Origin of the sequence: Microcystis sp. M44BS1, from assembly GCF_020244875.1 — a bacterium.
Lineage (GTDB): Bacteria > Cyanobacteriota > Cyanobacteriia > Cyanobacteriales > Microcystaceae > Microcystis > Microcystis panniformis.
The window spans coordinates 1-22863 of sequence record NZ_JADBVM010000279.1 but is presented as its reverse complement, the minus strand read 5'-3'; the positions used below and the strand labels follow the sequence as shown (position 1 = coordinate 22863).

At 42.2% G+C, this 22863-nt stretch carries 25 protein-coding genes; 18 read left to right on the top strand and 7 right to left on the bottom strand.

The window, feature by feature from the left end:
- Position 1: 1 nt before the first annotated feature.
- The 5 genes from IM515_RS21200 (at position 2) to gshA (ending at position 4548) form a co-directional block, all read left to right on the top strand.
- Positions 2-286, top strand: coding sequence for a DUF2103 domain-containing protein (locus IM515_RS21200; protein ID WP_002732155.1), 285 nt, complete (start codon positions 2-4; stop codon positions 284-286).
- 5 nt (positions 287-291) lie between these two features.
- Positions 292-2238, top strand: coding sequence for a pentapeptide repeat-containing protein (locus IM515_RS21195; RefSeq protein WP_287626923.1), 1947 nt, complete (start codon positions 292-294; stop codon positions 2236-2238).
- Between the two features lie 74 nt (positions 2239-2312).
- On the top strand, positions 2313-2552 hold the full coding sequence (locus tag IM515_RS21190) for a hypothetical protein (protein WP_287626924.1): 240 nt from the start codon (positions 2313-2315) through the stop codon (positions 2550-2552).
- 409 nt (positions 2553-2961) lie between these two features.
- Positions 2962-3354 (top strand): pre-16S rRNA-processing nuclease YqgF, encoded by a 393-nt coding sequence (locus IM515_RS21185; RefSeq protein ID WP_002773152.1) that lies wholly within the window; start codon positions 2962-2964, stop codon positions 3352-3354.
- Between the two features lie 39 nt (positions 3355-3393).
- On the top strand, positions 3394-4548 hold the full coding sequence (gene gshA / locus IM515_RS21180; RefSeq protein WP_287626925.1) for a glutamate--cysteine ligase: 1155 nt from the start codon (positions 3394-3396) through the stop codon (positions 4546-4548).
- Positions 4549-4552: 4 nt separating this feature from the next.
- On the opposite strand, the gene IM515_RS21175 is transcribed toward gshA, so the two are convergent.
- The gene (locus tag IM515_RS21175; RefSeq protein ID WP_287626926.1) at positions 4553-4840 is read right to left on the bottom strand and encodes a YggT family protein; all 288 of its coding nucleotides are present in this window, start codon (positions 4838-4840) and stop codon (positions 4553-4555) included.
- A gap of 241 nt (positions 4841-5081) precedes the next feature.
- Here IM515_RS21175 and fumC point away from each other — a divergent pair, with 241 nt between their 5' ends.
- Positions 5082-6485 (top strand): class II fumarate hydratase, encoded by a 1404-nt coding sequence (gene fumC, locus IM515_RS21170; RefSeq protein ID WP_287626927.1) that lies wholly within the window; start codon positions 5082-5084, stop codon positions 6483-6485.
- Between the two features lie 120 nt (positions 6486-6605).
- On the opposite strand, the gene IM515_RS21165 is transcribed toward fumC, so the two are convergent.
- From IM515_RS21165 to map, 5 genes are all read right to left on the bottom strand, one after another.
- Entirely contained in the window at positions 6606-8933 is a 2328-nt protein-coding gene (locus IM515_RS21165) for a VPS10 domain-containing protein (RefSeq protein WP_287626928.1), read from the bottom strand.
- 134 nt (positions 8934-9067) lie between these two features.
- Positions 9068-9694 carry an aminoacyl-tRNA hydrolase gene (pth, locus tag IM515_RS21160; RefSeq protein ID WP_287626929.1) on the bottom strand — a complete coding sequence of 209 codons (627 nt, stop codon included), beginning with the start codon at positions 9692-9694 and terminating at the stop codon, positions 9068-9070.
- Positions 9695-9743: 49 nt separating this feature from the next.
- A complete protein-coding gene (locus tag IM515_RS21155; protein WP_002765345.1) occupies positions 9744-9968 on the bottom strand; it encodes a DUF2811 domain-containing protein in 225 nt (74 codons plus the stop codon).
- Positions 9969-10405: 437 nt separating this feature from the next.
- Positions 10406-10807, bottom strand: coding sequence for a universal stress protein (locus IM515_RS21150; protein ID WP_002758063.1), 402 nt, complete (start codon positions 10805-10807; stop codon positions 10406-10408).
- A gap of 68 nt (positions 10808-10875) precedes the next feature.
- Positions 10876-11721, bottom strand: a complete 846-nt coding sequence (map, locus tag IM515_RS21145) for a type I methionyl aminopeptidase (protein ID WP_002765347.1) — start codon at positions 11719-11721, stop codon at positions 10876-10878.
- 132 nt (positions 11722-11853) lie between these two features.
- Here map and trxA point away from each other — a divergent pair, with 132 nt between their 5' ends.
- The 7 genes from trxA (at position 11854) to IM515_RS21110 (ending at position 16285) form a co-directional block, all read left to right on the top strand.
- Positions 11854-12171 (top strand): thioredoxin, encoded by a 318-nt coding sequence (trxA, locus tag IM515_RS21140; RefSeq protein WP_002787985.1) that lies wholly within the window; start codon positions 11854-11856, stop codon positions 12169-12171.
- Between the two features lie 33 nt (positions 12172-12204).
- Positions 12205-12489 (top strand): DUF427 domain-containing protein, encoded by a 285-nt coding sequence (locus IM515_RS21135; RefSeq protein ID WP_287626930.1) that lies wholly within the window; start codon positions 12205-12207, stop codon positions 12487-12489.
- Complete coding sequence (gene coaD, locus IM515_RS21130; protein WP_002758057.1) at positions 12486-12959, top strand: pantetheine-phosphate adenylyltransferase; 474 nt, start codon at positions 12486-12488, stop codon at positions 12957-12959. The genes IM515_RS21135 and coaD overlap by 4 nt, the downstream gene beginning before the upstream one ends.
- Positions 12960-12995: 36 nt before the next feature.
- Positions 12996-13655, top strand: coding sequence for an ATP synthase subunit B family protein (locus IM515_RS21125; protein ID WP_002765349.1), 660 nt, complete (start codon positions 12996-12998; stop codon positions 13653-13655).
- 163 nt (positions 13656-13818) lie between these two features.
- Positions 13819-14616: a hypothetical protein gene (locus tag IM515_RS21120; RefSeq protein ID WP_287626931.1), complete on the top strand. Its 798-nt coding sequence runs from the start codon at positions 13819-13821 to the stop codon at positions 14614-14616.
- A gap of 319 nt (positions 14617-14935) precedes the next feature.
- Positions 14936-15778 carry a dihydropteroate synthase gene (folP, locus tag IM515_RS21115; RefSeq protein WP_287626932.1) on the top strand — a complete coding sequence of 281 codons (843 nt, stop codon included), beginning with the start codon at positions 14936-14938 and terminating at the stop codon, positions 15776-15778.
- A gap of 48 nt (positions 15779-15826) precedes the next feature.
- Complete coding sequence (locus tag IM515_RS21110) at positions 15827-16285, top strand: cupin domain-containing protein (protein WP_002758047.1); 459 nt, start codon at positions 15827-15829, stop codon at positions 16283-16285.
- Between the two features lie 542 nt (positions 16286-16827).
- Here the strand turns inward: IM515_RS21110 and IM515_RS21105 are convergent.
- Complete coding sequence (locus IM515_RS21105) at positions 16828-17664, bottom strand: Rpn family recombination-promoting nuclease/putative transposase (protein ID WP_287626933.1); 837 nt, start codon at positions 17662-17664, stop codon at positions 16828-16830.
- Positions 17665-17704: 40 nt separating this feature from the next.
- Here IM515_RS21105 and IM515_RS21100 point away from each other — a divergent pair, with 40 nt between their 5' ends.
- The 5 genes from IM515_RS21100 (at position 17705) to hemF (ending at position 22756) form a co-directional block, all read left to right on the top strand.
- On the top strand, positions 17705-18592 hold the full coding sequence (locus tag IM515_RS21100; protein WP_193959000.1) for a S66 peptidase family protein: 888 nt from the start codon (positions 17705-17707) through the stop codon (positions 18590-18592).
- A gap of 64 nt (positions 18593-18656) precedes the next feature.
- Positions 18657-19634, top strand: coding sequence for an SDR family oxidoreductase (locus tag IM515_RS21095; RefSeq protein WP_002765356.1), 978 nt, complete (start codon positions 18657-18659; stop codon positions 19632-19634).
- A 23-nt stretch (positions 19635-19657) separates the two neighbouring features.
- Positions 19658-20575: an NAD(+) kinase gene (locus IM515_RS21090; protein WP_002765357.1), complete on the top strand. Its 918-nt coding sequence runs from the start codon at positions 19658-19660 to the stop codon at positions 20573-20575.
- A gap of 86 nt (positions 20576-20661) precedes the next feature.
- Complete coding sequence (locus tag IM515_RS21085; protein ID WP_287626934.1) at positions 20662-21450, top strand: ion transporter; 789 nt, start codon at positions 20662-20664, stop codon at positions 21448-21450.
- Between the two features lie 283 nt (positions 21451-21733).
- Positions 21734-22756 carry an oxygen-dependent coproporphyrinogen oxidase gene (gene hemF / locus IM515_RS21080; protein WP_106908122.1) on the top strand — a complete coding sequence of 341 codons (1023 nt, stop codon included), beginning with the start codon at positions 21734-21736 and terminating at the stop codon, positions 22754-22756.
- Positions 22757-22863 lie beyond the last annotated feature (107 nt).

The following is a 22863-nucleotide window of genomic DNA, read 5'->3' as shown; positions in this document are numbered from 1 at the left end:
TATGAATAATGGTCGCTTAGTTTGGAATCATTCTACTCATATCCCGGGGTTGATTGCGGTATTAGAAAAGTTAATTACCTATCAAGGAATCACCACTGTCACCCCCGGGGTACTTTCTCGCTCAAAAGGTCATTGTCCGCGGTTACAATTGCGGATATCAGTGCCGATTCGTGGTGGTTTTAAGCTGATTGCGAGGACAGGAAAAAGTGTGCAGGAAGTCTTTGTTATCACCGATTTAAACCAAGAGGACTTAGAAATGGCTATCCAAGCTTGTTTAGGAAAATAACTGTCGTGGGTGCGTTGTTGAAAGGCTGCTGGTTACTAATCATTATTTTTCTGTTTTTCTGTTTACCTTCTCTCCCTAGTTTGGCAGTAGTGGATAGGGTTCCCTTAACAGTAACTTTATTGCAGGAACGTTTAAGCGCACCCGTCCTTAAAGAAGGGATGACTACTATCGATTTAGCTAATTTAGTTATCGATATCCGCGATGAAAATAAAGAACTGCAAGAACAATTTTATCAACAGATTCAAGGTCAAATTAATCGCGCTAAACAACCCCTAGGTTTAGATTTTAGTAATTCCTTAATTCAAGGCAATTTTATCGCTTCCCGTCTGGGTTTACCGACTCCTTTAACAAAAGTAGCTCTCGCTACTTTATTATCACCCACGGAAGAACAGTTATTACAACAGGACGAAAATTTTTTATTCGATAGCGATGAACCGGTTTTTAATGTCACAGTGTTTCGCGGACCGGTGAAGTTGCAGGGAACCGTATTTATGGGAGAAGTGGACTTTTCTAAGACTTTTTTTCTGCAAATTGTCGAAGCAATGGCAGCAAAATTTAGTCGTGAAAGTAATTGGTTAGAATCGCGTTTTGCTAGGGTGGCGAAATTTAGCAAAGCCACTTTTATGGGAGATGTAAATTTTAGTCAAAGTCAATTTTTAAATAAAGCTATCTTTCGCACGGCCCATTTTAAAAGTATTACTAACTTCCATGGCAGTCATTTTACTGCCGAAGCTTATTTTGATCAAACCAAATACGATAAACCCGCATATTTTACCCGTACTTTCTGGGAAAAAGAGGCAAATTTTTCCCAAAGTCAATGGCGAGATCGTCCGCTATTTTCTAAGAGTAGATTTTTAAGTTTATTAACTTTTAGAAATGCCACTTTTGAAAAATCGGGCGCTTTCCGGTCTAGTTATTTTAATAGTGTGGTTAGTTTTCAAGATGTGAAACTTTTAGATCAGGTAGATTTTAGTAATTCCACTTTTACTAAAAATAGTTATTTGAGTGTATCAGGATTAGCTTTTGATTCCGATAAAGCGAAAATACTAGGAGATAGAGGAGTAATTGGTCAAGCAATTTATTTACCAACCCTAGCAGGAAATGAAACAGTTTTAAGAAATTTAGTTCGTAATTTTCGCTCCCTAGAACAAATTGCTGATGCCAATCAAATTGAATACAAAACCGAAAAATTGCGAGTTCAACAGTTAAAACAAAAACTGAAGAATATCTCAATTATTCGCCTAATTAACCTCACTTGGTTAGCTGATTTTCTGCATACTTCTTTCCTTGCTTTACTATTACTCTTAAGTCAAGATGGTACAAATTTTAGTTTAGTTTTCGGCACAGGAATCATAATTTTTGCCTATTTTGGCTGTTTATTTTGGTTAATTGATCGCGTGCGTCGTCTCACTCCTAAACCAGTAATTCCCAATCGTTATGAAATCTTTTGTATGGTAACTAGCTATATTATTCTCACCCTTTCCGGTGTATTTAATATCCTGCAATCTGCCAGTCGTCCTCTCCTAACTTTAACAGCTATTGCCCTAATTCTTGTCCCCTTACCCCTAATTTTAATTATCGAACTTTATCGTCGGGGACGCTATCACGATTTAATGGATAGTTCCTATTTCCTGCAAGATGGTAGTATGCGACAATTACGCTTATTAATCACCCGTTTACCCGTGGTTCCCGAATTTCCCCTTTTTCGCGATCGTTATACTCCTATTCCTTGGCAAAAGCGTTGGAATTGGTTAAATTATTACGATTTAAGTCTCAATAATTTGCTAAAATTAGGCTTTAATGATTGGCGAGTTCGCGATCAAGAATTACCCGCTATCATTTCCTTTTTAGTTTGGTATCAATGGGGTATCGGCATCTTTTATATCACTCTCCTTATCTGGACTCTCTCCCGCACGATTCCAGGGTTAAATCTCTTAATTTATTTAAAATAAACTGTAAAAATTGAAATAGAGTAGTTATCTTTTCGTTTTGAGGAGCCGAAATATGAGTGGAAAGAGGAAAAACCATGAATGCCAAATTGATTGAATCTCTCGTCCAAATTATCCAATCCCTTTCTGAAGAAGAAAGATTGCTCTTAAAAAAGAAATTAGCTGCCCATGAAACTCAAACAGATTTTGATAACCTAGTCCAAGCTTTAGCAGAATTGCGACAAATTTGTGCTGAAGAAAACTATACTATAGAAGTTCCTCTTCGTCAAGATCGTTCTAATCCATTTGCAGAAAGCTTAAATGACCTTCCTGTGTGATACTAACATTATCAGCGAGTTAAGTGGGTGGGTGGAATTAAATACAAGATGAACGTAGGTTGGGTTGAAGCATGAAACCCAACGATGCATCTCAATTTGGTCGAAATATCTATATTACATTTTCGGCGCACGCAGTTCGATAAACTCACTGACCACTAGGCGCTCCTACCATAATATTATGGTAGTGACTGTATCGGCAAGAGTCACAGTATAATTGAACCAATGAATTTTGGAATTCCCTTGCTGCTGTTATCAGTGAGCAGTGAACAGTAAACAGTAATCGGCAGTTTTCACCTAACACTGTCCACTTAAAACTGCAATCTGATAACTGATAACTGAAAACCCCAAAACCCAACACTCTAATTTATTGATTTAATAAAACCGACCACTGCTGCAGGAGATAAAAACTATGTGTATTCTCGGTTTTGATCCGGGTAAGGACAAATGTGGGATCGCAGTCAGGTCATCGACAGGGAAAATTTATACCCATGAGGTGATAGCATCGTCACAAGCGATCGAGCGTTTAGCCAGTCTCTGTCAACAATATCCGATCGAATTATTGGTGATGGGGAATCAAACCACCTCAAAAAGTTGGCGCGAAAAAATTGCCGCTCGTGTCACCATCCCGATTACTCTAGTGGATGAACGCAATAGTACCCTAGAAGCGCGCGATCGCTATTGGCTTATGTTTCCCCCCAAAGGATTACAGAAACTCATCCCCCAAGGTATGCGTCTTCCCGATCGCCCCATTGATGATATAGTAGCGATTCTACTGATCGAACGTCATTTACAGTCCAAATAATGTCAAACTACAAAATAGACACAGCAGGGTGAATTGACGATGCTCCTAAGTAAAGGTTTTGAAGTGGAAATGTACACCGGAACAGCAGCCGGAGAAATTATCGGTTTATCCGATCGCATTGTCAAGGATTTAGATGGTTTTGTCCGGGAACCGGATAGTCGTAACGTAGAATATACCACGGCTCCCATGACTAACTATGACCGTCTTTTATGCGCTACTTTAAAACCTCGTCTAGCTCTACGGCAATATTTGCGTCGTTTAGGCGATTATACCCTCATCCCTGGCAGTACCCTCTCCCTGGGTGATAGTCAATATTTTTATCGCAGTGACCCCCACAATCCCTATCATGACTATATCGAACAGACCTACGGCACTAATGTGGTCACGGCCAGTATTCATATTAACGTCGGTATTAGCGATTATGAGGATTTAATGCGTGCCTGTCGCTTAATTCGCCTAGAAGCTCCTTTATACTTGGCTTTAAGCGCTTCCTCTCCTTTTCTCGATGGTAAAATCACCGGTTCCCATTCCCGTCGTTGGCAAGTTTTTCCCCAAACTCCCGCTGATGTTCCCCTCTTTGAAAGTCATAAACATTTTGTCACCTGGACCGAGGAACAATTAAAACTCGGTACGATGCAGAATGTTCGTCATCTCTGGGTGTCGGTACGTCCTAACGGTAGCAATCGTCCCTATAATCTCAATCGTCTAGAATTGCGAATTTGTGACCTGATTGCTGATCCTATTAGTTTATTAGCAGTTATGGCTTTTTTAGAGGCCCGTTTAACTCAACTTTTACAAGCTCCCCAATTAGACCCCTTAATTTTAAGTCAATTACCCAGCAGCAATCGCAGCGAGGATTTATTAACTTTAACCCAAGAAAACGAACAGGCTGCCGCGCGTTTTAGTCTTGATGCCACCCTGAGACATTGGTACGATGGCCGGGAAATCTTAGCTAGGGATTGGATTAAAGACCTCTATGTTCAAGTTTATCCGATCGCTAAAGAAAAGGGTTTTAGTTGTTTCCTCTCCCCCCTACAAAAAATCCTCCGCGAAGGTAACACTGCACAACAATGGTTAAAACAATACGACCAAGGGATGGATGTTAAAAGTATTATCAAACAGGCGATTATTACCCTAGAAAAACAGGAACGAGACTTAGAACATAAATTATGTCAGCATATTCTAGTCGCTTAAATAATTATTTTAAGGCCATGGTAATTAAACCCTGTTGACCGAGAAGAATTTCCCGCAGCAGCGTACAAATTCCCACCCAAATAATCGGAGAAATATCAACTCCTCCCAAGGGGGGGATGAGTCGACGCACGGGTATTAAAAAAGGTTCTGTGGGCCAGGCAATAATATTAAAGGGAAAGCTATTTAAATCTACCTGTGGATTCCAAGTCAGCACGATCCGTAAGATAAACAAAAGGGTCATCAACCCTAAGATAATTCCCAATGTCCAACTTAATGCGATCGCTGTGTCCATAGTCTCTAATCCCGTCTTTTTTACCGATTATTTTCCCTACAATATAACAGTTTTTGTCTCATAATCACTCCAGCACCCTGCCAGTTATTCTTGTCAACCTCCCGGGTAAAAATGCCGCCAGAAAAAGTTCCCATAGGGCTTGACAAACCAGCCAGACTTGACTTATACTTTTCTTATAATGGGAATCCGTGTCGTCCTGGAGACCCTCTCTTTTCAGGCCAGATGCAGAAGTAACTTAAAGATGACAGAATTTCGCATCGAGAAAGACAGCATGGGAGAAATTCCCGTACCTGCCGATAAACTTTGGGGAGCGCAGACCCAAAGATCCCTACAATACTTTAGTATCGGTGATAATCTCATGCCCCGGGAGATGATCCGGTCCTATGCCATTCTCAAAAAAGCCTGTGCAATTGTCAATCAGCAAAAAAATCGTCTCAGTCAGGAGAGAAAAAACCTTATCTGTCAAGTCTGCGATGAAATTTTAGCCGGACAACACGCAGATAACTTTCCCCTCTATGTTTGGATGACGGGAAGTGGCACTCAATTTAACATGAACATCAACGAAGTCATCTCCAATCGTTGCAGTCAACTGACGGGGAATCCTCTGGGTAGCAAAACTCCCGTCGATCCCAACGATCATGTTAATATGTCCCAATCGACTAATGATTCCTTTCCCTCGGCCATGTATATTGCCGTTGCCTTGGCAGTCAAGGAAAAATTAATTCCCAGTCTGCAACTATTACGGAATAGTCTCGATGAAAAGGCGCAATTATGGGCAAATATAGTTAAAATTGGTCGCACTCACCTACAGGATGCCACCCCTTTAACCCTCGGACAAGAGTTCTCCGGTTATGTGGGTTTATTGGATGATGGCAGCGATTGGCTAGAAAAATGTCTAGAAAAAGTCTATCGTTTATCCTTGGGAGGAACAGCAGTGGGTACGGGAATTAATGCTCCCCCGGATTTTGATCGAGATGTGGCTGCCGAAATCGCTAATCTGACCAAATTACCCTTTATTACCGCTCCTAATAAGTTTACCGTGCAAGGTTCCCACGATGCTCTGGTTTTCTTGAGCGGGGGACTGAAAACTATCGCTAGTTCCCTCTATAAAATTGCTAATGATATCCGTTTACTTAGCTGTGGTCCCCGTTGTGGAATCGGAGAATTACAGCTGCCGGAAAATGAACCGGGTTCTTCAATTATGCCGGGGAAAGTTAATCCCACCCAATGCGAAGCTTTATCGATGATAGCAGTGCAGGTGATGGCTAATGATTTAGCGGTGACGATGGGAGGCGCTGGGGGACATCTGGAGATGAATGTCTATAAACCGCTGTTGATTCATAATCTCATGCAGTCTATCCGTTTGCTCACTGATGGTTGCGCTAATTTCTGTCAGTTTTTGGTTAAGGGGATGACTGCTAATCAAAAACAAATTGAGACTTTTTTAAATCAATCCTTGATGCTGGTGACTGCTTTAAGTCCCGTGATTGGCTACCAAAAGGCTGCCTACGTCGCTCATTATGCTCTAGAAAAGGACTTAACCCTGAAAGTGGCAGCCTTGCAACTAGGATACATCGAGGCAGCGGATTTTGATCGCATTGTTGACCCCGCTAAGATGGTTAATCCCTACGTTGCCGATGGTTAATTCTCTCAAGGGATAACTGCCGCAAAAATCAGAGGTCGCAGGCAGGCACGGATTCCCATTATACATACAAGTATATGGCAAGCGGCGGGATTTGTCAAGCCCCGCCGGGAAAAATTTCTCCTAAACTTGGGTGATGATAACAAAGAAAACAAACAGAAAAATCATAAATGCCCCTGCCATGCGGAAGAATGGTTTAGGAAGATTAATAATTTTCTCCAGTTTCAGGAAACCCACCAGAAAATAAGCGACGATTGCCAGGAGAATCGGGATAACTAAGCGCAAGATTGTGCCAAGGGGACCAGAGAAAAACTCACCGATTTTATAGCGGGGTGTATTTTCTTCTGCGTGAGGAGGAATAGTTACACTTGTCCAAGTTTCTCCCCCATCGGTGGAACGAAAAACTGTAGTTTTAGCACCACCAAAACCGAATAAAGTTTTATCTTGAGCGTAATTAGGAGAAAATCGGACGGAGATACCAGAGGAAGGGATACTATGAATTTTCACTAGGGGGATTTTAGGATCACCAATTAGCTTAAAAGTTTCCCCGCCATCGGTAGATTTAAACAAACCATCTCCCTGTAAACTAACCATTACCGTGCGATCATTAGCATAATCAGGAGAGATAGCAATGGTTTCTACTGATGCTTGCGGATTAAACCCCGGTTTCTCTAATTTTGTCCAACTTTTAGCCCCATCTTTGCTGACAAACAAACCAGAAATTGTCCCAGCAAAAATAGTCCCATCCTTGGGATAATTGGGAGACATTGCCAACTGCACATTAGGGGTTTTTGATAGGGGGTTTCCTTGAGTGACATTGTTCCAAGTTAGTCCACCATCAACACTTTGATAAATACCCTCTTTTCCCGTGACAAACAAAGTTTTATCCTTAGCAAAATCAGGGGAAGCTACCATAGCAGGGGCATAATTACCGAAAATTCTGCCCACTTCACTGATATTTTTAACCGTATTTCCTCCATCGGTAGAACGAAATATTCTCCCCTGCTGATTGGTGAGAAAAAGAGTTTTATCCTTGGCAAAATCTGGAGACGTAACTATCCTCGGACCGCGGACTCCTTCATCGATTTCGATAATTTTCCATAAATCACCACTGTTATCGGATTTGGCAAATTTATTGCGTAAAAAGCCAGCAAAAATAGTTCTATCTTCTCCATAGTTAGGAGAAAAGGCAATGTCAAAGAAACGCCGGGGATCTTGTCCTGATTCTTCGGGATCTTGACCAAGTCGATAAACCTCTAAACCGCGATTAATTGGTGTCCAAGTTTCCCCTTGATCGCGACTGATGAAGATATTGCCTACATAATTAGCCATGACGACAGTACCATCCTGAGCATAATTAGGAGAAACCGCCATGGCGATAACTGTTCCCCGGGCTAAAGTTTCTATTTCCTGCCATTGTTTGCCCCTATCCGTGGTTTTAAATAAGCCATTAAATCCCCCTAAAAACATCGTATCTTGAACTATTTTTAAATCCATAAAGTGGGGAACTTTATAATCATCAGCCTGTTTGTCTTTGGTTAAACCCTCGCTCATTTTTGTCCAACTTTTGCCCCCATCCTGAGAAACATACATTCCGTCATACCAAGTAATGGCATAAAGGGTCGAGTTTTGGGCATAGTCGGGAGAAATAACGATGTCTTCGATGATTTTATCCTTAATTCCTTCGTTAACAGCTTGGAAGGTTTTACCATCATCAACGGTTTTAAAAATACCTGCTTCTTTTGTACCGACAAAAAAGGTTTTATCCCTGTCTAGATTAGGAGAAAAAGCAATTGTATCTACTGCCCCCACATTAGCGGGTAAGGGGAGATTCTGCCAAGTTTTCCCCCCATCGGAGGAAGTGTATAATTTACCCTGTTCATCCCCGAAAAAAATGCGATTAGGATTGTTGGGAGTAATAGCGAGAAAGGTTATCAGTGCCTTGGTGGGGAAAATATTTGACCAATTTTTACCGCCATCTTCGGTTAAATAAACCCCTTTTTCTAATCCCACTGCCGCTGCTATATTGGCATCGGAAGGGGCAATTTGTACGAAGTTAATAAAGTTAGTTTCTAAACCCTGATTAACTTTCTGCCAAGATTCCCCCGCATCTTCACTTTTATAAATACCATTGGATCTTGAAGCTAGATAGAGAATATTTTTATTGAGGGGAGATAGGGATAAGGAACTTAATTCCCCCGTATAATCTAAACCTTGAATTAATCTTGTCCAGTTGCTACCTCCGTCGCTAGATTTATAAAAGTTATTTCGCACCAAGATATATACTGTATTATCTGTCTGGAAATCAGGAGAAACTTCCACTTGACTAATCACATCATGGGGACGATGGGCAAAAGCGGGATTACCCCAAAGACAAAAAACTGTAGCGATTATCAATAAAATGAGATTAAACTTATGGGCGAATCTCAGCAAACTTTGGCGATTAATCATACTTAAACTGCTAATATCGAGGATAAAAATTGACCTAATCTAGCAAAGGGCGATCAAAATTTAAGCAAGGGTTCTGTAAGAGTATAGACGAAAATGGCGATTATAACCATTACTAAAATCAGGCTTATTTGCTATCAGCATAGATTAGAGCCAATCTCTACACTTTGATTATTGTAGAGACTCATTGCCTTTTGTAACCCTTGTTTGAGACCAAGTTCGATCGCTTTTCTGGACAAGTCTAACACTTTCAAGATTACTTCGTTTTCTTGGGGGGTGAATCGGCCTAAAACGTGGGAAATAGTCGCTTTTTCGGTTGATTTACCGATTCCTATGCGTAAACGAGCGAAGTTTTCCGTGCCAACGTGGGCAATCATCGATTTAATACCGTTGTGTCCGCCCGCCGATCCCGATAGACGGATTCTCAACCGGCCTAGGGGCAGATCCATATCATCGTAAATGACTAAAATCGACTCTGGAGCTAGTTTATACCAGTCCAGCACCGCTCGCACCGATTGCCCGGAGCGATTCATATAGGTTTGGGGTTTCAAAAGACGAATTTTGCCCGGGAGAGGACCGTCACCCTCGGCGATAAAACCTTGAAATCGCTTGTTTTCCTGCCAAGATAACCCCCAATCCCGCGCTAATGAGTCCACAGCTTCAAAACCGATATTATGACGGGTGCGATCATATTTGGGTTCGGGATTACCCAAACCGATAATTAGCTGAGGAATAATTAAATTAGGGGTTTTATCGGAATTCATAGGGGAAAATCGGGTTTTTAACCAGGACCCGATTCTTATTATCACCGAATTAGCACTCCGAGCGCTGGAACAAAGTTTCTAGATAAACCTTGGCACAGCTATTTTGCTCCTCAAAATTCATCCTTTCGGGGGATTGACAATTAAGCAGAAAAAATGAGAGAGCCGCCGTAAACACACCATCTTGATCCCAACCAGGGTGAGTTTCTAGGTATTTTTGTAGGGATTGGTGGAGGATTTCGGGGATTTCTGCCAAGATACTGACTGATGTATTCATATCGTTTACCTCTGATCGGAAGTGGGGAAATCCCTGACTGGTGCAGTGGACAGTAAGGACTATTGTGAGCCAAGTTGGAGGGACTTGCAATATTACCAGATGTAAAGGAATGCTTTAGAAAAACTTAATATTTACGAGGGAATAAGGGTTAGAGCTAGATTTTATTTACTTAACTTAACAGTAACTCAGTATCTATCGATGGGGATTTTGACAATCAAGATTAATTTTTTCTGGAAGCAAGTGCCGATTATATCGCTGTTGCCTGTGGAAAAGTCTGGGTAAACTGTGGAAAACTGGGGAGTGAGTGGGGAAAGACTGGGGAATGTATGGGGGAAAACATCGGGGAAAAATAAGATTTGCAAATTTTAATCCGTAGTGATGCTCAAGACTACTTAGGCACTCTTGCCAGAGTACCTTTTCTAGCTGAATGCTGGCTGCTATGCTTTTACCACCAATACGGAACAGGTAGCTTCTGCCACCACGAGACTACTAACAGAATCTTCGATCACCCGTTGAACTCCCGTTAATCCCCGGCTGCCGATCACGATCAGATCAGCTTGATAGATATTCGCTAAACGAATAATTTCCTCCGCTGGATCACCAAAGATGACCTCGATTTCACTAGGGGTAGCAATCTGGGATTGATAGCAGCGTAATTGATCTTCAATGATCTCACGGGAGGGATGAGGGCGATCCACTGCCGATTCATCTCCCTTCTTACCAAGAATATGGGTGATGATGATGTAAGAATTTGCCGTTAGAGAAAGGGAATTCAAAGCATGGAGGACTCGATGGGATGATTCCCCACAATCCAAGGCAACAACGATATTTTTAAACATTTTGACTAAATCCTGCCACTAAATAAATTTTCAATTAAGATTCCGGAGCAAAAAATCTATAGACAATTTTATAGGTTATTGCGATCGGTTAAGATTTCGTAACCTGTGGCGGTTACTAGGACAGTATGCTCAAATTGAGCGGAGAGAGCATTATCCATCGTCACCACCGTCCAACGATCGCGCAAAGTTCTGGTATGTTTAGATCCCCCATTGACAATTGGTTCAATTGCCAGAGTCATCCCGGCGCGGAGTTTGACATTGGGTAACTCATTAGTGCGAAAATTAAATACCGAGGGTTCTTCGTGGAGATTTCTGCCGACTCCATGACCGGTAAAATCTTCTACAACCTGGAAACCGTTAGCTTGAACGTGATCTTCGATCGCTCCTGCAATATCGAGCAGATAATTGCCAGCTTTTACCTGATTTATGCCTTTATATAAAGCTTCTTCCGCCACGCGGATTAATTTTTCGGCTTTGGGAGAGACGGAACCGATAGCGATCGTGATACAGGAATCCCCATGATAACCTTGGTAGTAGGCCCCCGTATCTACCTTTAACACAGAACCGGCTTTGAGGCGTTTTTTCGGGCTAGGGATACCGTGAACGACTTCGTTATCGACGGAGGCACAAATCGAGGCAGGAAAGCCATAATAACCTTTAAAACTGGGAGTAGCACCCATTGCGCGGATACGTTTTTCCGCATAGACATCCAGATCCGCCGTCGTCATTCCGGGTTGAGCGATCTCGGCAATTTCTTTGAGGACTGTGGCGGCAATTTTACCCGCTTGTCGCATAATAACGATTTCTGCGGCGGATTTGGTCTCGATTCCCCGGCGGCTTTTCTGTACTCGCGGTGAACCTACTTGCTCTGGAGTTTTAGTTTCGGGAAAAAGCAGCTTGGTTAGGATGTTCATGGAAAGTTGGCTGTCGAGTCTTTACTTAACTTAGCATTTTCCCGGCGATCGATGACTGCTCTGGGGAAATCAAGGAGCATCTAGAAAAGCTATAGTAGGGAAAAGGCTATTGTTCCAGCGAGGTGACAATTTATGGCAGTCAAAAAAGAGTTTTCCAGTTTTCAGGAACTGTTGCAAACCACTAATCTCCCCGTGTTAGTGGATTTCTATGCCACTTGGTGCGGTCCTTGTCAAATGATGGCTCCGATTCTAGAACAAACGGGAATGTATTTCAAAAATCGCCTACAAATTGTCAAAATTGATACAGACAAATATCCCAATTTAGCCACTAAGTACGGTATTCAAGCCTTACCGACTTTAGTAGTCTTTAAAAATGGTCAACCGATCGATCGAATCGAGGGAGTGATGCAGGTTAACCAACTGGTTCAACATTTACAAACTCTGTTGTAAGATAATTTTGAACCAGAACTAGGAGTTAGTGTCATGGCAAAGGCGATTTGGAATGGTGCAGTGGTAGCGGAAAGCGATAACTGCGAAATTGTCGAGGGAAACTACTATTTTCCCCCCGATACCATCAAAGCTGAATATTTTCAACCCAGTAACACCCATACCATTTGTTCTTGGAAAGGAGAGGCTAGTTATTATACTCTCAGGATAGATGGACAGGACAATAAAGATGCCGCTTGGTATTATCCCGATCCTAAACCAAAAGCCCAAAATATTAAAGGATATATCGCTTTTTGGCGAGGTGTGCAGGTTGAGAAATGATCGCCATCTACCCCGGCAGCTTCGATCCAGTTACACTCGGTCATTTAGATATTATCGAACGCAGTGTGCCACTATTCGAGCGAGTAATCGTGGCAGTTCTCTGCAATCCCCATAAAAACCCCCTGTTTACCGTCGAAAAACGCATAGAACAGATCAGTTACTGTACAAAACACCTGAAAAACGTTGAGATAGACAGTTTTTCAGGATTGACGGTTGAATATGCCAGATTAAAAGGTGCTAAGGTGCTGTTGCGGGGGTTGCGGGTTCTCTCAGACTTTGAAAAAGAACTGCAAATGGCACACACCAATAAAACTCTCTGGGAAGGAATCGAAACGGTTTTTTTAGCCACCACTAAAGAATATAGTTTTTTAAGCAGTAGCGTGGTTAAAGAAATCGCTCAATTCGGTGGCTCTGTCACCCATCTAGTCCCAGAAAACGTTTCTAGGGATATTTACTCATACTATAGCTAACATACTAAAATACAGTAATGAGGACGATCTGAACCTATGGCGCGCCGAGAACCTAATGATCCCAGAAAAGCAGTACCTAACACTTCTAATAGTGGGGTTCCCAGTCCACCCGTCGATTTCGATATCTATCAGGATCTGGCGCGTCTGCAAGAGATGATTTTTGATAGTTTCCACATCCCCCTCACCCGTTGGACAATGATCGATGAGGGACAGATTTCCGAACAGATCGATCTCATCTATGAAACCGTGCCACCAGCAGTACAGAAAGCTTTAGCAATTTTGCAGGAAGAACAGGAAATTATCACAAAAGCGGAGGAATACGCTCAACAAGTCCTTCGTTCCGCTCAACAAAGAGCCGCCCAAATTCTCGATGAGTCCGGTATTATTCAACAAGCAGAACGGCAAGCGGCCCAAATTCGTCAACGGGTTCAGCAGGAATGCGAATCCTTGCAACAACAAACCCTCGATGAAATCGAACAGATGCGTCACAGCACCTTGCAGGAAGTGCAACAGTTACGACAAAAAACCCAAGCTGAATGTCATGAAATTCAAAAAGGCGCTGACGACTATGCCGAAGCGGTTTTAGAACATCTCGATCGAGAATTAGGGGAAATGTTACAAGTTATTCGCAACGGTCGTCAACAGGTAAGATCGAAACCAACCTCGTCAAAAAATCTACCCGGAGAACGTCCTTAATCAGTTATCAGTGATCAGTTATCAGTTATCAGTTATCAGATGTAAGTTTTAAGTTAATTAGTTAGTTATCTTTATCTTTATCCCTGATTACTGTTTACTATTTACCGATCGCTGAAAAGAACCAAACCTCCGATTCCTCACCGATAACTGATAACGGAATTTCATGAATAACTCCTCCTCGAATTCCCATCTATTCGGACGCTTTCTCAGCGGGTTATTCAGCTGGAAAATTTGGTTATTTGTCCAGATATTTCAAGGCAGTAAAAGCTTTTATCGATTCCTGTATCATTATTTATATCGTCGTCCAAAAATCGATCGCATTCTCGGTAGCGATGTCATCTATATTCCTGAGAAAAAACTTTATAGCATTCCCCTCGATGTGCTGAAAATGGAGCGGCAAATGGTTAATAGTGATCGCCAGCAGTTGACTTCTATTACTACTTGGAAAGTTAAAACGATTCATCCCACCATCACCGAAACCGAGATACAATTCCACGATATTACCGTCGATTTACAACAGGTACACTTGATTAAATCAGATCTTAATAACTACGATTATACTAACACTCGCCGCTTGGCTCCTCTGGTGAAAACCTTGCTTTTTGAAATTAACCCGAAAATTGCTAGTTTAGTAGAAAAGAAAAATCAATTACATAGACTGCGAAATCTGGCCGCATCTTCCGAAATTTTTCATTCACAAACCCCATTGTACGATCGAGCAATTAATCAAGTCCAGCTAATTATTGAGCAAGCGGAAGCTTTGAGACAAGAATGTTTAAAATTTATCCGAGAAACCCTGATCGAACGGGAATTAGTGCAATCCGATATCGATAGCAATCTCGTTGATTGGCCCCTCGATTTTGCCAGTCAATATCAACTAATTCAAGAAAAATATCAACTCTGGAAAGAAGAAGTACAAGCTTATTTTCAATTAAAAGATTCTTCCCTACCTAAAAATTAACTATGACCGTCAGTAATCAGTAATCAGTAATCAGTAATCAGTTATCAGTTATCAGTTATCAGTTATCAGTTATCAGTAATCAGTTATCAGTAATCAGTTATCAGTTATCAGTTATCAGTTATCAGTTATCAGTTACAGGATTTATTAAACCTCTTGCATAATTAATTTGTGAAGGTTCAAAAACGGCAAAAGTAAGGATTAAATTGCATAAAATATGTAAATAGACCATTTAATTGATTATTATTCATTCTTAATTCTACTGACTACTGACTACTGACTCCTAACAACAATTTTTGATTTTTACAAGAGGTCTATTATTATGTCTAATTTAACGGCAATTCGTGAACATATTTTTGCTTGGGGAAAACGCACCTATATCATGGGTGTTTTAAACGTTACTCCCGATAGTTTTAGTGATGGGGGAGAATTTGACAATGTTGAAAATGCCCTGCTACAAGCGATGAAAATGATCGAGGCTGGGGCTGATATAATCGATATCGGTGGTCAATCCAGCCGTCCGGGAGCGCAAGAAATTAGCCTAGAAGCAGAATTATCGCGAGTTATCCCCGTAATCACCGCTATTCGACAACAAAGTTCTATTCCTATCTCTCTCGATACCACTAGGGCGATTGTAGCAGCCCAAGGTATCGCCGCCGGGGCCGATTTGATCAATGATATTTCTGGGGGAACCTTCGATCGCCTATTATTGCCGACGCTGGCTAAATTGGCCGTTCCCGTCATCCTCATGCACCTGCGGGGCAATCCGCAAACCATGCAATCCCTAACACATTATGATGATTTAGTCAAGGAAATTAAAGAATTTTTACAGGATCGCGTTAAGGAAGCTTTACAGTGGGGTATTGCTAGGGAAAATATTATCATCGATCCGGGGATTGGTTTCGCCAAAACTGGGAGACAAAATCTTGAGTTATTGCGAGAATTAAAGCAATTTCGGGATTTAGATTTACCTATTTTGATTGGATTGTCGAGAAAACGCTTTATTGGCGAGATTACAGGCAAAGATGACCCAAAAGAACGAGTTTTCGGAACGGCGGCGGCCTGTGCTTTAGCGATCGCTAAGGGGGCCGATATCCTGCGCGTCCATGATGTGGATGCGATCGTAGATGTGAGGAAAGTGGTGGACGCAATCGAGCGAAGTTGAAAATTTTTGCTAGTCTTAGAATCATCCACAGTTCGATCGAAATTAGCGATGAATAGCCAACTAACCAGCGATCATTGTATGTTACCCGTGATTCGATCTCCCCGGGATTATCAAGTTTTTCGCATTAGCGCTGGGGATACGAATCGTTTAGCGATCGTCTTCGATTCTACCGTAGCGGGGGATTCCTTGACCGTCTGTGTGGAAATTTTCGATCCCCACGGTCGCACCCCTACCCATCGTCATCATTTTGCCGTAGAAATGTTTTTTATCCTCAAAGGGGAGGGAATGGCTATCTGTGATGGTAAACCGATTCCCCTGGGGCCGGGGGATAGTTTATTAGTCCGTCCCACGGGTATTCACGAGATTAGAAATGTGGGGGACGGAAGACTTTATGCACTATGTTTTATGGTTCCCAATGAGGATTTTTCGGAATTAATTCGCAATGGTATCCCAGAGGAGTTAGACGCAGAAGATTTAGAGGTGTTGATGGGAACTATTAAAGGATAATCAAGCAATATCATCCCTTAAATTTTGGGCTTTTTTTTCAGGAAAAGAGCGATAAAAAAGGTAAAGGTTCCTCCCAGAAGTCCGAAGATTAGCCAATTTAATCTTGGATAGCCTTTATTGATAGCGATGATTGTAGCAATGGCACCGATGAGACAATGCCAGAAAAAAAGCAACAAGAATAAATCCAAGCTCGGGGAAAGATCACCAATTAGTTTCATATTTTATCAGTAGAGCGATCGAGTTAATTGTTTAGATAGCAAATCTCTAGAATCTTGCCAATCACCGAATCCTTGATGCGATTTTATGTTTATTCACATCTATAAGTATTTGTCTTATTTTTTTGTCCAAGGCCATTTTGTTCCCATCTCGGTTAAAGCTGAAAAAACTAGATAGAGAATGAGAAGGGTAACACCAAAGAGAAAAGTCAATAAGTCGTTATTCATCGATTTATCACTGATAGGTTAAAGGTCACTGATTCGTTACTATCCATTTGTCCACTACTTAGCAATTACTGTTTTTCTAGACTGTTGAAACAGGATTGATTATTGTTGCTGTTGTGCCAAATAGTTAAGCACTGTGTCTAGAGTTAAGTCTAAGCGTTCTGAGATTTGTTGTGGGGTTAAACCGAGGTCTTGCAGTAGAGGAATTGTTTTCAATTTTTGCAAGTTTATTCCCTGTTCAATTCCCTGTTCAATTCCCTGTTCAATTCCCCGTTCAATTCCATCTCCAAAAGCTTCTTGATAGAAACGAGTTTGTTTGAGGTCTTGTAGTTCTAACATAGCTTCAATTTCCTCTCGACTTTTTTGTGGTAACTTATAAATGATTATGGTTTCGATTAAATCAATGACATTTCTCTGCACTAAGCGATCGCTCACTTCTCTTTGAGCCTGTTTAATTAAAATCTTAGCAGAATTAACAGCTTGACTCTCACTTTCCGTAACCAATTTGATCAGAGCGATCGCTAAGGAAGGAGTCTCGTCATTTGGCAATTCATCCAGATAGATTCTTTTAACCCTTGCTAGGGATAAAAAGTCGGCAAATTGCTGGGGATGTTCTCGCTCAATTTCTCGACTAGGATAAATAACAACTATCTGCCAGGGTGACAAAGGTTTATACTGTCTAAGATACAGGAAAAGTTCCGAAAATAATCGATAATATAGGTCTTCATCCTTTTGAAACTGCACTTCTACCAGATAAAAGGGTGAATTTTCTAGATGATCGAGCGGCAAAAATAAACCATCTAATCGAAAAGCTAGTTGTTTGACTTCTTGGGAAGTAAATCGATAATTGCTAACCCTAGCATCGGGTCGCTCAATTAATTCAAAGAACGAATCGGGAAAATCGAGAAACATTCGATAGAATATGCTGTCAGTTTTCATGCTGTCACAAAATTACCTGTAATTTCAGCTTAATCTGCCTATGATCATCCCATCATTTCTGCAACCCGGTGCTAAAGTTTCTCTGGTGGCCACCAGTGGCGCGGTCAAGGAATTAGCCGCCCTCGAAAAAGGCGTAGAAATCTGGCGATCGAGGGGTTATCAAGTGGAATTTAGCGAGAATTGGGCTAATCGTCTCGGTTATCTCGCCGGTAGCGACGAGCAACGTCGTCAAGCTTTAGCCCAAACATGGCAAGATGCCGATTGTCAAGCAATTCTCTGTGCTAGGGGGGGTTACGGTAGCGCTCGCCTCTTAGAAAATTGGACATGGGCAAAAACTAACCCGAAATGGTTAATCGGTTTTTCCGACGTGACGGGGATTTTATGGAGTTTAGCGAAACAGGGCATTTGTAGCGTTCACGGGCCAGTTTTAACCACCTTAGCCCAAGAAAGTCCCCAATCAATTGATCGCCTCTTTTCTCTTCTGGAAGGTCGTCCTTTAGCCCCTCTTGTCGGTCAAGGTTGGGGTGGGGGCAAAGTGCGGGGACGCTTATTACCAGCTAATTTAACCGTAGCCACCCACCTCCTCGGAACCTCGGTTCAACCCACCCTAGAGGGGGTAATTTTAGCCCTAGAGGACGTAACCGAGGCCCCCTACCGGATCGATCGAATGTTAACTCAGTGGCGAATGCTGGGCATTTTCTCGCAAATTAAAGCCATTGCCCTCGGTCGTTTTAGCCGTTGTCTGGCAGCTCCTGGTAGTGATAGTCAAACCGTAGAGGAAGTCTTAAAAGAGCGTTTGGGCGATTTAGGCATTGCGGTTATTGCTGAGTTACCTTTCGGTCATGATGGCGATAATGCCGCTTTACCAGTGGGAACAATGGTAGAACTGGACGGGGATCGGGGAATCTTAGAATTTTTCTATCCCTAATGAGCCACTTTTTTGATACTATCTTAGAGAAGTGTTAACAAATGTAACAAAAAATTAATTATAGATGAAAGTATTAGTTGTCGGTGCGACGGGAACCCTAGGGCGACAGATCGTGCGTCATGCCATCGATCAGGGACATCAAGTGCGTTGTTTAGTACGCAGTCAGAGAAAAGCGGCTTTTTTGAAGGAATGGGGCGCGGAATTAGTCGGGGGAACCCTACGGGATAAAAGTACGATTATTGCTGCTTTAGAGGGAATGGACGCGGTGATCGATGCCGCTACTGCCCGGGCGACGGACTCAGCCAGCATTAAACAGGTGGATTGGGATGGTAAAGTTAATCTGATTCAAGCGGCCAAAACCGCCGGAGTAGATCGCTTTATTTTCTTTTCGATCCTCAATGCCGAAAAATATCCCAACGTGCCTTTGATGGAGATAAAACGCTGCACCGAGAAATTTCTAGCAGAATCGGGTTTAAAATATACAATTCTCCGTCCCTGTGGCTTTATGCAGGGTTTAATCGGTCAATACGCCATCCCGATGTTAGATAATCAAACCGTCTGGATCACGGGAGAAAGTACAGCGATCGCCTACATGGACACGCAAGATATCGCTAAATTCGCCGTTCGCGCCCTAGAAGTCCCCGAAACCGTCGGTCAATCCTATCCCGTGGTGGGCAGCAAAGCTTGGAAAGCTGAAGAAATTATCGAAGTTTGCGAACGCCTATCGGGTAAAGAGGGGAAAATTTGGCGTTTACCCATGGGATTACTGCGTTTTATGCGAGGAATAAGCCGTTGTTTCCAATGGACTTATAATATATCTGACCGACTAGCTTTTGCGGAAGTTCTCGCTAGTGGTCAAGCTCTTGATGCCCCAATGGCAGAAGTTTATCAAGTATTTGGCCTTGATCCGAGTCAAACAACTACTTTAGAATCCTATTTACAAGAATACTTTAGCCGCATTCTCAAGAAGCTCAAGGAAATCGACTTCGAGAAACAAAAAGCTCAGAAGAAGAAGAAAACCCCTTTCAAAAAGAAAGCGTGAACCAGCAGTAGGAAAATTTGTCAATGCCCAAAATCGGCATTATTTACAACGATATTAAGCCTATCGCTTGTAAAACAGCCCATCAGATACAAGATCAGCTACTTTCCCTAGGTTGGCAGGTGTTTATGGCTACCGGCAGCGGTGGTCTGCTAGGCCATTCTAAACCCTCTCGTCCCGTTTGTTTTACCCCGATCGATCAGTTAGTCCCCCCCCACTTCGAGCAAGATTTAAGTTTTGCGATCGTGTTGGGGGGCGATGGTACAGTCCTATCGGCGGCCCGGCAGTTGGCCACCCTCAATTTGCCCCTGTTAACGGTCAATACGGGACACATGGGCTTTTTGACCGAAATTTACCTAAATCAGCTTGAACCCGCCTTAGAACTGGTTCTAGAGGGGAAATACACCCTCGAAAATCGCTCGATGATCACGGTACGACTGTTTCGCGAAGATACCCTCCTCTGGGAGGCACTTTCTCTCAATGAGGTGGTCGTCCACCGGGAACCCCTCACCAGTATGTGTCATTTTGAGATTCAAATTGGTGAACACGCACCCGTCGATATCGCTGCCGATGGGGTGATTCTCTCCACTCCTACCGGTTCTACTGCCTATGCTCTCAGTGCCGGTGGCCCAGTAATAACTCCCGATGTGCCGGTATTACAATTAGCTCCCATTTGTCCCCATTCTTTAGCTTCCAGGTCCTTGGTATTTTCTGACAAGGAAACTGTAAATATTTTCCCAGCAACTGCTAATCGGATGGTGATGGTAGTGGACGGTAATGGCGGTTCTTATATCTTGCCAGAAGATCGAATTAATGTGCAGAAATCGCCCCACCAAGTCCATTTTATTCGTCTGCAATCGACGGAATTCTTCCGCATCCTCCGGGAAAAATTGGGTTGGGGTTTGCCTCATATTGCTAAACCAACTTCGGTGGAATTACCTTAATCAGTTATCAGTTATCAGTGAGCAGTTATCAGATGTGAGTTTTCAGTTGACTGATTACTGGTTACTGTTTACTGATCGCTGAATTTATGCTCTCTTTTCGTGCCAAAATAGCTTTTTATTTAGAGGATGTCACCACGGCGATCGGACTGACGGTAAATCTGCTTATCTTGGCATTAATTTTACTATCTTTGGGGATTTATGTGGCTCAAACCTATCCCTTATCCGCCACTTGGCAAATGTGGTTACGTCAGCTTGATTGGGTAATTTTAAGCTTATTTTCCCTAGAGTATTTAATTCGGTTTTGGTGTGCGGAATCAAAAATAGGCTTTGTTTTTAATATTTTTTCCATCCTAGATTTATTGTCAATTCTGCCCCTATTTTTTGGATTTTTTGATATTAGGTTTTTTAGAATTTTTCGCTGGTTTAGAATTTTGCGAGTGATTCGTTTTTTTGGTTCCGATCTTTCTATTTTTCAAATTAAAACTTCCGATCAGATAGTATTTATTCGCATATTACTAACTCTATTTTCGATTATTTTTGTTTATGCTGGTTTAATTTATCAGATCGAACACCCAATTAATCCCCAAGTCTATCGGACATTTTTTGATGCTTTTTACTTCGCCGTTGTGACTATGACTACCGTGGGATTTGGGGATGTAACTCCCCTTTCCGATGGGGGCAAAATGGTGACAGTTTTAATGATTTTAACGGGAGTTTTGTTAATTCCCTTGCAGATTAGCGCTCTGACTAAACAACTATTAAAATCTGGCACTCAAATTGATTATCCTTGTCCAGATTGTGGTTTACCCCGTCACGATATAGATGCCAATTTTTGTAAAAACTGTGGGGCAGAACTCTTAAAAAAACCTGATTGAGACTAATTCGGGCGAAATTGAGGATTCAGTATTCAGGAGTCAGTATTCAGGAGTCAGTATTCAGGAGTCAGTATTCAGGAGACAGGTTTTAGGTTTTGGGGTTTTGGGGTTTTAGTTCAATTTCCCCACTTGCCACTTGCCACTTGCCACTTGCCACTTGCCACTTCCTGCTCCCTGCTCCCTGCTCCCAATCCGTCTAAATGTTAAGTTAAGTATCGAAGAGCGGCCGTTTCATCACCCAGTAGTAATATAATCACTGAGTTATCAACTTTGATCCTTGAGTATGACTGCATTCACCACAACCCCCACCCTTGCCAATTTGCCCGCCAGTGACAGCCGTAGCCGCGTCAGTGAATTCATGAAATCCCTACAGGATGAAATTTGTCAGGGATTAGAAGAAGTGGATGGACAAGCAAAATTTATCGAAGATAGTTGGCAACGGCCCGAAGGTGGCGGCGGACGTTCGCGAGTTTTGCGGGAAGGGGCAATTTTTGAACAGGCAGGGGTGAATTTTTCGGAAGTTTGGGGGAAAGAATTACCTCCTAGCATTGCCAAACAACGGCCTGAGGCTGCCGGTCATCAATTTTACGCCACGGGAACCTCGATGGTTTTACATCCTCGCAATCCTTATATTCCCACGGTTCACCTCAATTATCGCTATTTTGAAGCAGGTCCAGTTTGGTGGTTTGGCGGTGGTGCCGATTTAACTCCCTACTATGCTTTTGAAGAAGATGCTAGTCATTTTCACCGCACTTTTAAACAGGTTTGCGACCAACATCATCCCGAATATTATCCCGTTTTTAAACGCTGGTGTGATGAATATTTTTATCTCAATCATCGTCAGGAAGCCAGAGGCATCGGCGGGATTTTCTTTGATTACCAAGACGGTTTAGACCCTCTCTATCGTGGTCCTTTTGCCGAAAGTGATGCCGCTATCTATTCAGAAAAATTATCTCCCCAACAACCCCGCAACTGGGAAGAAATTTTTAGTTTCATTAATGACTGTGGCCGAGCTTTTCTACCCGCTTACGTTCCCATTGTCCAGAAACGGCACTCGACGGAATACGGTGACAGAGAACGTCAGTTTCAACTCTATCGTCGCGGTCGTTATGTAGAATTTAATTTAGTTTATGATCGTGGCACAATTTTTGGGTTGCAAACTAACGGTCGTACCGAGTCGATTTTGATGTCTTTACCTCCTTTAGTCCGTTGGGAATACTGTTATCAACCTGCACCAAACACCCCAGAAGCAAAACTCTATGATGTCTTCCTAAAACCCCAAGATTGGGTTAATTGGCAAGGTTAAATCAGTTATCAGTTATCAGTTATCAGTTATCAGTTATCAGTTATCAGTTATCAGTTATCAGTTATCAGTTATCAGTTATCAGTTATCAGTTATCAGTTATCAGTTAT

Bases quoted from the DNA above. Each gene is read 5' to 3' on its own strand.
- IM515_RS21150 (WP_002758063.1), bottom strand. From the start codon at position 10,807: ATGTTTAAAAATATCGTTGTTGCCTTGGATTGTGGGGAATCATCCCAT.
- IM515_RS21165 (WP_287626928.1), bottom strand. From the start codon at position 8,933: ATGATTAATCGCCAAAGTTTGCTGAGATTCGCCCATAAGTTTAATCTC.
- IM515_RS21105 (WP_287626933.1), bottom strand. From the start codon at position 17,664: ATGAAAACTGACAGCATATTCTATCGAATGTTTCTCGATTTTCCCGAT.
- IM515_RS21120 (WP_287626931.1), top strand. From the start codon at position 13,819: ATGAATAACTCCTCCTCGAATTCCCATCTATTCGGACGCTTTCTCAGC.
- IM515_RS21095 (WP_002765356.1), top strand. From the start codon at position 18,657: ATGAAAGTATTAGTTGTCGGTGCGACGGGAACCCTAGGGCGACAGATC.
- IM515_RS21185 (WP_002773152.1), top strand. From the start codon at position 2,962: ATGTGTATTCTCGGTTTTGATCCGGGTAAGGACAAATGTGGGATCGCA.
- IM515_RS21200 (WP_002732155.1), top strand. From the start codon at position 2: ATGAATAATGGTCGCTTAGTTTGGAATCATTCTACTCATATCCCGGGG.
- IM515_RS21100 (WP_193959000.1), top strand. From the start codon at position 17,705: ATGATCATCCCATCATTTCTGCAACCCGGTGCTAAAGTTTCTCTGGTG.
- gshA (WP_287626925.1), top strand. From the start codon at position 3,394: ATGCTCCTAAGTAAAGGTTTTGAAGTGGAAATGTACACCGGAACAGCA.
- IM515_RS21175 (WP_287626926.1), bottom strand. From the start codon at position 4,840: ATGGACACAGCGATCGCATTAAGTTGGACATTGGGAATTATCTTAGGG.
- IM515_RS21135 (WP_287626930.1), top strand. From the start codon at position 12,205: ATGGCAAAGGCGATTTGGAATGGTGCAGTGGTAGCGGAAAGCGATAAC.
- IM515_RS21085 (WP_287626934.1), top strand. From the start codon at position 20,662: ATGCTCTCTTTTCGTGCCAAAATAGCTTTTTATTTAGAGGATGTCACC.
- IM515_RS21155 (WP_002765345.1), bottom strand. From the start codon at position 9,968: ATGAATACATCAGTCAGTATCTTGGCAGAAATCCCCGAAATCCTCCAC.
- hemF (WP_106908122.1), top strand. From the start codon at position 21,734: ATGACTGCATTCACCACAACCCCCACCCTTGCCAATTTGCCCGCCAGT.
- IM515_RS21110 (WP_002758047.1), top strand. From the start codon at position 15,827: ATGAATAGCCAACTAACCAGCGATCATTGTATGTTACCCGTGATTCGA.
- map (WP_002765347.1), bottom strand. From the start codon at position 11,721: ATGAACATCCTAACCAAGCTGCTTTTTCCCGAAACTAAAACTCCAGAG.
- IM515_RS21090 (WP_002765357.1), top strand. From the start codon at position 19,658: ATGCCCAAAATCGGCATTATTTACAACGATATTAAGCCTATCGCTTGT.
- IM515_RS21190 (WP_287626924.1), top strand. From the start codon at position 2,313: ATGAATGCCAAATTGATTGAATCTCTCGTCCAAATTATCCAATCCCTT.
- IM515_RS21125 (WP_002765349.1), top strand. From the start codon at position 12,996: ATGGCGCGCCGAGAACCTAATGATCCCAGAAAAGCAGTACCTAACACT.
- pth (WP_287626929.1), bottom strand. From the start codon at position 9,694: ATGAATTCCGATAAAACCCCTAATTTAATTATTCCTCAGCTAATTATC.
- trxA (WP_002787985.1), top strand. From the start codon at position 11,854: ATGGCAGTCAAAAAAGAGTTTTCCAGTTTTCAGGAACTGTTGCAAACC.
- coaD (WP_002758057.1), top strand. From the start codon at position 12,486: ATGATCGCCATCTACCCCGGCAGCTTCGATCCAGTTACACTCGGTCAT.
- folP (WP_287626932.1), top strand. From the start codon at position 14,936: ATGTCTAATTTAACGGCAATTCGTGAACATATTTTTGCTTGGGGAAAA.
- fumC (WP_287626927.1), top strand. From the start codon at position 5,082: ATGACAGAATTTCGCATCGAGAAAGACAGCATGGGAGAAATTCCCGTA.